This is a genomic window from Enterobacter sp. ECC-175, assembly GCF_043968675.1.
In the GTDB taxonomy this organism is placed as follows: Bacteria; Pseudomonadota; Gammaproteobacteria; order Enterobacterales; family Enterobacteriaceae; genus Enterobacter.
Genome location: NZ_CP143776.1, coordinates 3,124,625 through 3,137,452 on the forward strand (window position 1 = coordinate 3,124,625; position 12,828 = coordinate 3,137,452).

The 12,828-nt window shown below is 57.0% G+C and carries 9 protein-coding genes and 3 pseudogenes; 4 read left to right on the top strand and 8 right to left on the bottom strand.

Features of this window, described 5'->3' with window-relative positions:
- Position 1 precedes the first annotated feature (1 nt).
- Positions 2–1,408, bottom strand: a complete 1,407-nt coding sequence (locus tag V1599_RS14870; protein WP_395300334.1) for a YchO/YchP family invasin — start codon at positions 1,406–1,408, stop codon at positions 2–4.
- A gap of 129 nt (positions 1,409–1,537) precedes the next feature.
- Positions 1,538–2,653, bottom strand: a pseudogene (locus tag V1599_RS14875) (molybdopterin dinucleotide binding domain-containing protein); the annotation flags it as partial.
- Positions 2,654–2,716: 63 nt separating this feature from the next.
- On the opposite strand from V1599_RS14875, the gene V1599_RS14880 reads away from it, so the two are divergent.
- Positions 2,717–3,388, top strand: coding sequence for an IS6 family transposase (locus V1599_RS14880; RefSeq protein ID WP_112011630.1), 672 nt, complete (start codon positions 2,717–2,719; stop codon positions 3,386–3,388).
- Positions 3,389–3,686: 298 nt separating this feature from the next.
- Here the strand turns inward: V1599_RS14880 and V1599_RS14885 are convergent.
- From V1599_RS14885 to V1599_RS14900, 4 genes and pseudogenes are all read right to left on the bottom strand, one after another.
- Positions 3,687–4,339: pseudogene (locus V1599_RS14885) on the bottom strand (IS3 family transposase); the annotation flags it as partial.
- Between the two features lie 45 nt (positions 4,340–4,384).
- Positions 4,385–4,969 (bottom strand): hypothetical protein, encoded by a 585-nt coding sequence (locus tag V1599_RS14890; RefSeq protein WP_112011629.1) that lies wholly within the window; start codon positions 4,967–4,969, stop codon positions 4,385–4,387.
- 311 nt (positions 4,970–5,280) lie between these two features.
- Positions 5,281–7,185 (bottom strand): transposase, encoded by a 1,905-nt coding sequence (locus V1599_RS14895; protein WP_395300335.1) that lies wholly within the window; start codon positions 7,183–7,185, stop codon positions 5,281–5,283.
- 546 nt (positions 7,186–7,731) lie between these two features.
- Entirely contained in the window at positions 7,732–8,073 is a 342-nt protein-coding gene (locus V1599_RS14900; protein ID WP_112011626.1) for a hypothetical protein, read from the bottom strand.
- Positions 8,074–8,330: 257 nt separating this feature from the next.
- Between V1599_RS14900 and V1599_RS14905 the strand changes: the two are divergent.
- Together V1599_RS14905 and V1599_RS14910 are read left to right on the top strand one after the other, a co-directional pair.
- Positions 8,331–9,469, top strand: a pseudogene (locus V1599_RS14905) (IS3 family transposase); the annotation flags it as partial.
- A 186-nt stretch (positions 9,470–9,655) separates the two neighbouring features.
- Complete coding sequence (locus tag V1599_RS14910) at positions 9,656–10,327, top strand: IS6 family transposase (RefSeq protein WP_112011630.1); 672 nt, start codon at positions 9,656–9,658, stop codon at positions 10,325–10,327.
- 22 nt (positions 10,328–10,349) lie between these two features.
- Here V1599_RS14910 and nasR read toward each other — a convergent pair whose 3' ends face one another.
- Positions 10,350–11,552, bottom strand: a complete 1,203-nt coding sequence (gene nasR / locus V1599_RS14915; protein ID WP_395300336.1) for a nitrate regulatory protein NasR — start codon at positions 11,550–11,552, stop codon at positions 10,350–10,352.
- A gap of 70 nt (positions 11,553–11,622) precedes the next feature.
- Here nasR and V1599_RS14920 point away from each other — a divergent pair, with 70 nt between their 5' ends.
- The gene (locus V1599_RS14920; protein WP_112011623.1) at positions 11,623–11,976 is read left to right on the top strand and encodes a DsrE/DsrF/TusD sulfur relay family protein; all 354 of its coding nucleotides are present in this window, start codon (positions 11,623–11,625) and stop codon (positions 11,974–11,976) included.
- Between the two features lie 81 nt (positions 11,977–12,057).
- Here the strand turns inward: V1599_RS14920 and V1599_RS14925 are convergent, their stop codons facing one another.
- Positions 12,058–12,756, bottom strand: coding sequence for a gamma-glutamylcyclotransferase (locus tag V1599_RS14925; RefSeq protein ID WP_297120651.1), 699 nt, complete (start codon positions 12,754–12,756; stop codon positions 12,058–12,060).
- Between the last annotated feature and the right edge of the window lie 72 nt (positions 12,757–12,828).

Here is a 12,828-nt window from a genome sequence, read left to right on the forward strand (position 1 = left end):
GCTACTCGTCCGGCAGCAACTTCCACCGCGGATCGTCGTTCGTTAATGCAACGAGCGGCTGCACCACGGTAAGCGCGATCTCATTGGAGGAGACGCGCTGCCCCCGTTCATCTTCCACCACCACCGACAGCCGCCAGCGGTTTTTCGCTCCCTCGCTATCGTCCCAGGCGGGCATTATCACGCTCCAGCCATCGCTGCTGCGCCCGTTAGCCGGCGACGTCAGGCTCAGCGCCTGCGTATCACCCTGCCAGTGAAGCTGACGAATACCGTGCGCGCTGCGGATCTGCAGCTTAAGCATAACCGTTTCCCCGGGCTTCAGGTCCCACGGCGGCGTCGCCAGATAGACCGACAGCGTTTTGCGCTGGCGGAACTCCATCACCGGCAGGCTGTCCCGCTCCGGGGCGTCGTAACGGCTGCCGCGCAGCGAGCGTGCCGCGGCGACCTCGCTGGCGGAGAGCTGTTTTGCCAGCGGCACGCCGAAGCGATAGTTAAGCTTCAGGCCGAGGTTATTCTGGCTGACCCCGCTCTCTCCCTGCTTGTGGGCCGCGGTTAGGGTCACCAGCGGAACGGGCGTGTAGTTCAGCCCAAGATTCACGGCCACCGGGTTGTGGTAGCCGGTGCCGCTGTTGAACAGATCGACGTTATCGCCAAAATACTGTTCAAAGCTGACGCTGGTATTGAGATGGTGAAACCACGGCAGCCATGCCTTCGCCGTGACGTCGTACCCGCGCGCCATGCGCTGTTCTTTTGTCTCGGTGCTTTCGCGCCATCCGGCGAGCGGCTGATAGTAGTTTGCGGAAAGGCGCAGGTTCTCGCCCCACGCTTCCGCGCCCAGCCCGGCTCGCTGGAGGTTTTCGTCAAGCAGGTTATCGTAGAAGGTGTTGTAGCCCAGCAGCCAGGAGCCGGCCACCCAGCGCTGACCGACGCCGGCATTGCTCACCAGGCCGTCCGTCTGCTGCGTCAGGCCAAGCTGGCTCCAGGTTAAGTAGCGGTTAGTGTCATTCCACGGCACAAACCAGCTCCCGCTGCTGCCGTTGAATTTGCCGTCGTTGTCCACCAGCACGTTAACGCTGGCATTACCCCACGGCGAGAGCCAGGACTCGATGTGCTGATTCACTTCACCGCTCAGGGCATCGCGCACCTGACCGAACGCAAACTGGCGCGCCTGCTCCCCGGTGGTGAGGCCGTTGTCGGTCATGCTGGCTTCACCGAAGGCTTTCGCCATCTCCGCGAGGTGCTTCTCCCCTTCCCCCGTAGGCGCGGCAAGGCCGAGATCCGGCAGGCTGTCGCCGTCATTATCAAACGGGTTCTGCGCCTGCTGGATAAAGGAATGCGGCGCACCGTGAACGGCTCCAGCAGCAAGTAGGGGGAGTAATACTAAAAAACGAATGCGGGACGATACGGCCATCAACGTCGTAAATGAAAACCTGAATTTATGAGTAAACTCTTATTATGTTAACGCCATTAGCCCTGAAAACCAGCCTTAACAGAAATTTCAGGAATAACCTGAACAGAACCGTCGGGTGTCGGCTTCGCCTTACCCGACGTCCTTACACTCTCCCAACAGCCCTTTCAGCTCCGGCACGCAGGAGCCACAGTTCGTGCCGCAGCGCAGCTTCACGCCCAGCGCTACGGCAGAATCACAGCCTCCGGCTATCGCCTTGCGTATCGTATTTTCACCTACGCTGAAGCAGCTACAGATGATTCGCCCGGGATCGGCATCTTTGCCCGGCCGTTGTCCGTGCAGCAGCGCATGGCGTTCAGCGAGTTGTACGGGCGCAGCAGCAAAGGCTTCTTCAATAAACGCATGCGCCAGCGCCGGCAGCGTATGGCCCTCCCAGTAGCCCAGCATCAGCTCGCCGTGCTGCCAGGCGAGAACGCTGCTGCGTTCTCCCGTCTGTGCCACCTGCAGCTGCCAGCCTCGACCGCTGGCGTACGCCAGCAGCGGCGCATCTCCGGCCAGCGTCAGGCGCGAGGCTTTTCGCCACCAGTAGACCTCAGGCGGCAGCTCCGGCAGCTCGCGGGCGTAAAGCTCGCCCTGCCAGCGCGGCCGCCACGGCATAATCCTGACCGCCGTCTGCTTGCTTTCCGGCTGCCCGGAAAGCGGATCGCAGCGGGTGTCTACCAGCGCGTTTACCTTGCCCTGCCGCGCGAAAACGCGGTTCCAGTGCATGGGAACGAACAGCTCTCCGGGCCGCTGCGCGTCGCCGATCGCCACTCTGGCGACCATCACCCCGCGCGGAGAGCTCACTCGGGCGAGCTGCCCGGCGCTAAGCGAAAAGCGCGCCGCATCAAGGACGTTCACCTCCACGCGCGGCTCGTCGATATGCTGCATCAGCCTGTCCACGTACCCCGTGCGGGTCATGGTGTGCCACTGATCGCGGATGCGTCCGCTGTTAAGAAGCAGAGGGTAAAGCGCGTCTACCTCTGCGCCGTGCTTTTGCGGTTCGACGGGCACTATTTTCCGCTGCGGAAAATCACCCGCGGGCCACCGCCACGGCTCCAGCGAATCCCACGCCTCGCGGCTGAGCCCCGCCAGCGCGCCGAGGTTAAACGCCCGCGCCCCGTCGTTTTCAAACGCCGAGAGCGCGGCGTGTTCGCTAAAAATCTCGTGCGGATGCGCCCAGGAAAACGCGTCGGCATAGCCCAGCCGGGTTCTGTCGCATTAAGAACTGGTCGGGTAACATACTGTTTTTTTTTGCAATGTTGTCCGACCATGTCTCTGATCCAAAAATCCTTTAAACGGCTGCATTATCCCGTTGATGTCATTGCTCAGTGCGTTCGCTGGTATCTGGCTTATTCCCTCAGCCTGCGCAACCTGGAGGAGATAATGGCTGAGCGCGGCGTTATCGTTGACCATTCCACGCTTCACCGCTGGGTTATCCGTCTGGTGCCCCTGTTAGATAAAGCGTTCCGGCGGCATAAACGTCCGGTGGGTCGCCGCTGGCGCATGGATGAAACCTACATAAAAGTCAGAGGCCAGTGGAAGTATCTGTACCGGGCGGTCGATACCGCGGGTCAGACAGTCGACTTTCTGCTGTCGGCGAAGCGTGATGCGGCAGCTGCCCTGCGTTTCTTTCGCAAATCCATTCGACACCACGATAAACCTGAGACGGTGACCATCGATAAAAGCGGCGCCAATACGGCGGCACTGGCCATGCTCAGAATCATCATCAGGCAGAGCAAATACCTGAACAACCTGGTTGAGCAGGATCACCGAAACATCAAACGGCGGATACGCCCGATGCTGGGATTCAAATCGTTCCGGCGTGCGCAGACGATACTGGCGGGTATAGAGTTAGTGCACATGATACGCAAAGGGCAATATCAGCATCCACAGGGTGCGGGGTTATCACTGGCGGAACAGTTTTACCTGTTAGCTGCCTGAAAAACCGGCAGCGCAACTTTTGCTACCCCGCTGTCGTTAATGCGACAGAACCGTATATCGTCCGGTATTGTAGATGCTCGGGAAGGTAAAACTGTTGACTGAGTTATCAACACACTACCTTCAAACTCTCCCTCAAGATCATTAAGTAAAGCTTGTGAGTTGAAAAATACACTTTGATCGATACTACTCATAATATTCGCTCTCTAATAATTACATGGTATATTTAATATGGGGCGCTTTCGACCCATGAGCTAAATTTAGCTATAAATAAATTACTAAATAGCTGCGCCTAATACCGCTACACTTTTGCCAGCCCATGTTTACCTCCGGGGAATGGACTCACCGTTTCCATAAAATGGCGAACTGAATAGCCACGGATAATCCAGACACTTCTGAGCCGTTGATAATATTGATTTTCATATTCCGTCGGTGGCATCTGATCACTCGAACCATGCCGACGCTTACTGTTATAAAACATTTCGATGTAATCAAAAATATCGCTGCGTGCTTCTTCCCGTTTTCCGTAGATCTTTTTCTTTATCCGTTCACGCTTCAGTAGCTGGAAAAAACTTTCTGCTACTGCGTTGTCGTGACAGTTGCCACGACGGCTCATACTGCCCTCCAGACCGTGTGATTTCAGGAACGACTGCCACTCATGGCTTGTGTACTGACTGCCCTGGTCTGAGTGAGCCAGCACCTGTTTTTGGGTATTACGTCGCCACACGGCCATCAAAAGCGCATTCAGAACAATATCTTTTGTCATCCGGGGTTGAACTGTCGCTGGAGCCTGTTGGGTGTCACGATACTGGCTTCACCTTTACACGCTCGCGGGCTTCGATACCCTACCTGGGCCTTTATCCCGGCACGCTTCATCAGCCGCCAGACCCGGTTAATCCCGCATTGTTGCCCGCTATCTCGCAGATCGAGATGGATCTTGCGATAGCCATAAACAATAGGCAATTACACAATTTTAATTACAGTCTCCCTTATATTTTATTACACAGTTTGAGTTCTCTTAAATCTTCGCTTGTTGCCATATTCAGAAGGTACTTCAGCATTTCCTTGGACAATCGTTACTCGCTGCTGATCTGGGTTCTTTCCAAGAAATAGTTCTCGCTTAACATAATCCCATAGACCAACGGCTTCACCCCTGGTTGTATTCATTACTTCGCCCTTGTAGCCAATGCAGCCACCAATTTTCCCGCCGCCTGACGTGAAGGCTTCAAAGAAATCATAGAGGAAAGATCCATTTCCCAAATCACATGCCTTAAAAGATATAAGGCCTACCTCGTTAACTTTATATTGATCTTTTAAGAATAAAGCCAACTGCGATGGGCTGTATTGCATTTTTACGCCGCCAATAGCAGGGGGAGATTGCCTTCCATGACCAATAATCATTAGTTTGTCACTCAACCCAATACCTTTAAGGAAATCGTAGTTTAAATGCGGGAAACCATTAATAGGTTGGGTGGTATTTATATTTTCCACTGGTATATTGTAACGCTCAATTAAATATATTGCATTTTCAAAGCACTGCTTATCATTCTCAAGGATTAGTAAATAATAGTTCGCCCATTTCATAATATCACCATTTATTCAAATAAAATAAGACCTATGTGTCTTCGCCATACTTTTGCATGCTTATCAAATTGTGCTGAAAGCAATCTACCAGCAACCGGACTCCAACCAGAACTGTTTGATTTGTCCTGTCAGTCTGAGATCCGCCTGAAGCCGTAGTGAATGCGGCTGCTGAAGCCAGGTGTAAAACCCACTCGGATGAACATTCAGCACCCGACTGAGTAGATGAACAGGCCAACAGCAGGAGTTGTCACGGATAAAGGCGTACCTCAGTCGGACAGCTTTGCGAAGTATATTCCAGACCGACTCGTGGTTCATTTGAGCGTCCATGCTCGCCCTGAACTTCGGGCACACTGTAAGTGATGTCTGTGACCAAGACCTGATTGGCCCGGACAACAGTAAACTGCCGCTAATTCCCGGGCATGCTGCTCGCTGTTATCGGGTTTAATAGCCCGTAACCACTTATAGAGACTGTGTGCTGAAACGCCCAGCCGGTCAGAAACTTCGGCAACGGAATAACCGCGTTCCGTGTGAACATAGTCGGCTTTGGACACATACCGCGTGCTTCCGTCCCCGAAGTCCAGCACATGAAGCGTTATGCTGCGGACCGGCGTGCTGCCACTCAGCGAAACCGTAAAATACTCATTTCTCCCCGGATCCGGTAACAGGATAAGCTGGTCTGCCACCCTCCCCGTTCCTGTGTGTTTCAGAAACAGTGGACGGGCTTTCCCCAGACGAACCGCCAGCGCTCCGGCTTTCAGCTGTGCTTTCTGCGCCCCGTCCAGCGACGCCGTCAGCGCCGGAGACCGCTCTCCTGCAAGGTCATCCAGCCGGGTATTCAGCAGCCATTCCAGCCTGAGCACCAGCGTTGCCGTCAGTTCCGGATCCTGCTGCCACTGGCCCGCAAACTGATCCCACTGTTGGCGGAACCTGTCCGGCGTGGATAAAACCCTGAACATCTGCCGCAGCGGGCGGCTGTTCTCCACTTCCGGCGGGTACTGTATATTGCAGGTGACCACCTCTGCCCCCACCGGCACGTCCGCCATTGTCCGTCGACGACACCAGGGGGGAAGCTCTTCTCCCCGTGCTTCCAGCAGCCTTTTCCAGTGCTGACCCACATCCGCCCCGTCACACCGCTCATTCCCACGGGGTAACGTACGGGCAGCAAACCACAGACTTTTCTGATAGCTGAAAGCATAGCGCTCCCGGCCGCCGTCCAGCCCCGGGCAAATCACTCTCATCATCGCCTGACCGCTGACGGTGATACTTTTTTGCAGAATATCCGCCGGCACACCGTAGGTATCCGCCAGCCAGCGCCCGGCAAATGTCGTCACATCCGCCACTTCGTTAATTCTTTTTTCATTCAGCATGGTCTGCAATGTCTGCACCGCGTTAAGCGCCCCGCCCGCCGTCGTCATATTTCCCACGTCAGAAAGACGGTCATGTGCGGCGATAAACGCCAGTCGCTCCGCCACCGGGGCCGTTTTCATCCAGCGGCGCTCATTTGCCGACAGCCCTGCCGGCAGCCACCCGTTGACGACCGCCAGAAGCTGTTTCACCTCCCCCAGAACGGTTTCAGTGTTCAGCTCCGCATGGAAAATATCCGGGGTATCCCCCTCCAGCGTCAGCCGCAGCGATTCATGAGAGTGCAGCTCCGTATATTTCGCCGTCTGCTGCGGGTCTGCGGCATCACGGATAAGCTCCTGCAGACGGATATCCGTCACGCTCTGTTCAAAATCACCGCTCAGGTCGTTCGCCGTATCGGTCCATTTTGAGATGTGCAGCTGCGGGAGCAGCATCTGAGCCGATTTTCCGGTACTCGCGTTCAGCGCAACCAGCGCACGCTGCAGCCCCGGAGCCTCCCGGCGGATGTAATCCATTTCAGCAAAAAGAATCCGCGCGGGTTTTGAATTCGTGGGCGGCATTAATCCAGACGCTGGCCGTTCATCAGCGTCAAGTGCTGGCTGGCAATGACCAACTGCCGTCCTGAATTTCCCCGGAGAGCAGTCGGTGGAGCCGACACCAACTGCGGCATCTACTCCGCACGGCTCAAACGGCAGCCGGGGAGGTATCCAGCTGTACCATGTCGCGCCGGCGGCCCGGCTCCAGGTCATAATCCGGGTCAGTAAATCGTCCGTCCGCGCCGCCGGCATACTGTCTTCCGCAATGATTTCTTCAGCAGCATTTGCCGCTTCTGCCGGGGCTTGCACCGGAAGCATGGCGGCCCCGGAAGCCCCCCGGCAAGAAACGCCATCGCCTCGCCCGGCGCCGTATCAGGAAAATTCATCACCGCAGCGACCTGCTGGTCGTCCAGCAATCTTTCGAATGCCGCTTTTTGTGTTTCCCCCATGCGGGCTACCCAGCGAAACGTCTGAATTCCGTTGCCGTTGCCGTTGCCCTGCGACAGCCAGCCAGCCAGTCAGCACGATATCCCATACGCCTCTGATTTCATCCGGACCGGGCTGGCGCATCAGGCCGTGCGTTCCCTGAAAGGCCTCCGACATCCTGTCTGCCTCCGGGCTGAGCTGGCGCATCAGACAGTGCACTCCCCGGAAGGCCTCCGGGGTTTTGTCTGCCCTGTTCAGTTCCCGGGATAAGAACAGACTGACCACCGGGCTGGTCTGCCTCCCCCCTTCTCCCCCTGACGGAAACGGCACCGCCGGGGATGACGGCAACCAGAGCCTGTCCTGTGCGGCCTGTACAGCCTCATAGTCCTCCTCCGGCCTCCTCACCTCCACGCTGTCAATTTGTGGGCCCGTCAGTGCCTACTGTTCCCGGGCAATCTGCAGAACCGGCGTGACGGGCACAGAAGGTAAATGCGCACTGCCCGGCAGACGGCCCGAAATATCTGCCGGGTCAGCGTACAGGGATGCCGCAGTGCCGGACTGACGGTAAGGAACAGCAGAAAACAGGCTGATGATTTTGTGCAGGGATGTCAGCAGTTCCGGCAGCCCGGTCAGAAACCGGCCGATTTCGGTGACCGGCCCGTCAGGCCGGGCGCCGGGCGTAAGCAGGCGCCAGGTCACCGCCAGCAGCGCCGTTACCGTCAGCAGGATGGGGGTGGCCGGGGTGGCCCCCCCCCCACTCTGCTTCAGCCCGGGCAGCATCGCTAAACACGGACGGCACCGCTCTTACCGGGCTGCCTTCCGGCATCAGCGAAAGCGTGTGGAGGATAAGCGCAGTCACCTGCCGGACACCCAGCCCCAGAATAAAACGGACCGCGCCGTTAAAGACATGATGCTCAGTCAGGGCTCCCATCAGGCTGAGAAGCGGACTGGAATGCATCACATGGCTGCACGCCTCTCTTATCACGCCATGCACAATCCCCTGACTGGTCAGCTTTATTTCCTGCCAGACCTCGGCCCAGCTGACGATGGAGCTTGGTATGAATGTCTCCCACGTCGCACGCCTGCACGGTATTCAGCCCAGTCTGCTGTTCAAGTGGAAGAAGCAATATCAGGAAGGCAGTCTCACCGCCGTAGCGGCCGGAGAGGAAGTCGTTCCTGCTTCAGAGCTCACTGCTGCGCTGAAGCAGGTCCGGGAGCTCCAGCGCCTTCTGGGCAAGAAGACGATGGAAGTTGAGATCCTGAAAGAAGCCGTGGAGTACGGTCAGTCGCGAAAATGGATAGCGCACGCGCCCTTGTTGCCAAAGGATGGGGAATAGCTCTGCCTGGCCGCGCCATGGGTGTGTCGCGTGCGCAACTATCACTGCGGGTAAAGCGTTCTGCCGACTGGCAGGACAGGCGTCGTAACCGGCGTAATAACGAAGCAGACGCTGAAATACTGTCAGATATCCTCGATATCATCAGCGATATGCCGAGTTATGGCTATCGCCGCGTGTGGGGTATCCTGCGTAAGCAACGCCGTACTGAGGGGCTGCCGCCGGTCAATGCCAAACGGCTTTACAGGATCATGAGCGAGCATAATCTGCTGTTACTGCATGACAAACCCGAGCGGCCGACGCGTGAGCATAAAGGTAAAATCGCAGTTGCGGAAAGCGATATGCGCTGGTGTTCAGATGGCTTTGAGTTCGGCTGCGATAATGGTGAAAAACTGCGTGTAACGTTCGCACTGGACTGCTGCGACCGCGAGGCCATAGACTGGGCAGCAAGCACGGGAGGCTACGACAGCTCGACCGTGCAGGATGTCATGCTGAGGTCGGTAGAAAAGCGCTTCGGCGATAAGTTGCCGGACACAGCGGTTCAGTGGCTGACGGATAATGGTTCCGCGTATACCGCGCATGAAACGCGGAGGTTCGCAAGAGAGCTGAATCTGGAACCCTGTACAACAGCGGTGAGCAGCCCGCAGAGTAATGGCATAGCGGAACGGTTCGTGAAGACGATGAAGGAAGACTATATCGCGTTCATGCCAAAACCGGATGTAAGAACAGCCCTGCAAAACCTTGCAGCAGCATTCACGCATTACAATGAAAATCACCCGCACAGTGCGCTGGGATACCTCTCACCACGAGAATACCGGCAACAGCGGGCATTGTTAACTTAAGATACAAAAGCTGTCCGGAGATGGCGGGTCAAGATCAAAAAACCTGAATTGTTTGCAGTTATATTCAATTTATTTCCACAATGCAAATTTTTTCTTCTTTCGTGGTGTACGCAACATAATCTGGGGTTCTGTCGCATTAAGAACTGGTCGGGTAACATACTGTTTTTTTTGCAATGTTGTCCGACCATGTCTCTGATCCAAAAATCCTTTAAACGGCTGCATTATCCCGTTGATGTCATTGCTCAGTGCGTTCGCTGGTATCTGGCTTATTCCCTCAGCCTGCGCAACCTGGAGGAGATAATGGCTGAGCGCGGCGTTATCGTTGACCATTCCACGCTTCACCGCTGGGTTATCCGTCTGGTGCCCCTGTTAGATAAAGCGTTCCGGCGGCATAAACGTCCGGTGGGTCGCCGCTGGCGCATGGATGAAACCTACATAAAAGTCAGAGGCCAGTGGAAGTATCTGTACCGGGCGGTCGATACCGCGGGTCAGACAGTCGACTTTCTGCTGTCGGCGAAGCGTGATGCGGCAGCTGCCCTGCGTTTCTTTCGCAAATCCATTCGACACCACGATAAACCTGAGACGGTGACCATCGATAAAAGCGGCGCCAATACGGCGGCACTGGCCATGCTCAGAATCATCATCAGGCAGAGCAAATACCTGAACAACCTGGTTGAGCAGGATCACCGAAACATCAAACGGCGGATACGCCCGATGCTGGGATTCAAATCGTTCCGGCGTGCGCAGACGATACTGGCGGGTATAGAGTTAGTGCACATGATACGCAAAGGGCAATATCAGCATCCACAAGGTGCGGGATTATCACTGGCGGAACAGTTTTACCTGTTAGCTGCCTGAAAAACCGGCAGCGCAACTTTTGCTACCCCGCTGTCGTTAATGCGACAGAACCGCCGGAAGCGCCACGCCACAGGTTTTTCACGGTCAGCAGCGCGCGCGCGATATCCACCATGCGCTGATTTTTATCCATCGCCATTTTGCGCAGGGCGGCCCACGCCTGCTCTTCGCTCATTTTCTGGTGCGTCATGAGCACGCTTTTGGCCTTATCGATGATTTTTCGCTCTTCAAGAGCGTCGCGCAGGGAGGCGAGCTGGCGGGAGAGCTGTTCAATTTCGCGCGCCTGCTGGCGCACCAGCGGCAGGAGGTGTTTATCAGGAAAACGCAGCACGGGATAGTCGGCGTCGGCCTGAGCACTTTCACTCCGGCCGTTAAGCCCGTCGTCAACGGCGATCATCAGATCGGCTATTGCGCTTTCCTCCAGCGTGCGCAGATGTTCAAGGCGCGTCGTCTGGATCGTAAACCATCTTCGCGCCGTCTCGCCCTTTTCCGGCGCGGGCTGGCGGGTGCAGGCAACCCGGCGCAGCTGTTCAATTTCCAGATCGGGCTGACAGTTCAGGATAAAGGCTTCACGCGCCGCGTCCGGGCAGTGCGATAAAAACACCTCAAAGCAGGCCTGCTGGCCGTCTATTCGGTCAACAAGCTTCTGGCGGGTGTCGTTATCAAACTCCCCCTGCGTGAAGCCGATGGCGCCCAGGGCGCGCTCCTGGCCCACCAGCTCTTTGCCCTGCATGAGGCTATAAAGTGATACAAAACGCTCCGCAATGTGCGGATCGTCAATGCTATCATTGAGTTGGGGAATGATGCTGAGCAAGTGGCTTAGCATGGCGCTGTACTGCTCCATTGCGCGGGGCGCGGGCAAATGCAGCCCGTTTACGGCGTCACGCAGCGCGTCAAGCCCCTCCAGGTGCGAAAGCGCGAAGGCAATGCGCTCGCAGACGGCGCTGCACGGCATCGCGGTCTGCGTATCAAGGATGCCGTTCAGCGCCTTTAGGCTATCGTCAGCCAGCGCCCGGCTTGCCCTGCACTCGAGGACGTAAAGTTCGCCCCGCGAGCAGAGCCAGACGTTTGACGCACCGCGCTCGCACTGGAGCATATGCATCAGGCGGCTGATACCCGTTACCAGCGTCCCCAGCTCTGCCAGCCTGCTGAGCTGTTGGCGCCGCAGCTGTCCGGCGCGCCGAAACCATTCGCTCGCGCCCGATGTATGGTCCGCTACTACTTTCATACGCTCTCTCCGGATCGGTTTCTTCCGAAGAGATAAGCAATATCCGTGCCTTAAAAGAACAGGAGTCACTATGCAAAAGATTACCATCGTCGCCAACGGCGCAGCCTATGGCAGCGAATCCCTTTTTAACAGCCTGCGTCTCGCCATTGCGCTACGCGAAAAGGAGAGCGATCTTGACCTGCGCCTCTTTTTGATGTCGGACGCGGTGACGGCAGGCCTGAAGGGGCAAAAGCCCGCGGAGGGGTACAACATTCAGCAGATGCTGGAGATCCTCACCGCGCAGAATGTGCCGGTTAAGCTGTGCAAAACCTGCACCGACGGGCGCGGGATTAGCGGGCTGCCGCTGATTGACGGAGTGGAAATCGGGACGCTCGTCGAGCTGGCGGAGTGGACGCTGGCCGCCGATAAGGTGTTAACGTTTTAAGAGCCTGACGCGTGGTTATTGTCTGATTGATGCGGTCCCCGTGCTTCACGGAGACCGCCCACGGCGCTGATTGTGCGGCGCTTACATGCCGTGAGCCCGACGCAGCGGCGTGTTCAGCGCGCTCCCTTCCACCAGCGCTTTTACCTCGTTCACCAGCTCGTTCAGGCAGTCGTCCCTCATGCCGAGGCGCGTGAGCTCCCGGTCGAGCGAGAAGAGATACTGGGCGTTGGTGCCGAGCGGCCCGCTGGCGGCGGCAATGAGCGGGGCAATAACCTGCGTGCGCGTGTCGGCCTCATACAGCGGATGGCGCGGATCCATAATAAACACCAGCGCATTCACGGTGCGACCGTCGTCGAGGTCGAGCTTGCACCAGCAGGGCATGTAGCAGCCGGTGATCATCTCGCGCTTCCACAGCAGGGTAAGCTCCTCTTCAAGCGTCGCGGTCGGAAGCTGGTATGCGACGCCCGTGGTGCGACCGCCCTCTTTCAGTGCAAGCATTCTCCCCGGCTGGCAGGCGCTGCCGCGCCCGGCCGTCAGCCGCAGGCAAAAGGCGCGATGCCAGCCAGGGAGCGTACCGGTTGCCGATTCAACAAAGTTGAGCGCCGGGTTCCACATCAGGGAGCCGTAGCCAAAAATCCATACCGGGCCATCGTCAGGGCGGCAGGCCAGCGTGCCCGCAAGCGATGCCGCACGTTGTTCAGCCGACCAGAGAAGCGATTCCTCAATATCACCAAATGCCGTCTTACAATCTGCCTTCATTAAGAAATCACGCGTTAACACCTTTCACCTCCGCCACTGCATGCTTCCTTGCGACATCTGTAATTCGCCTTCCCGGCATCGTCTACTGGTCAT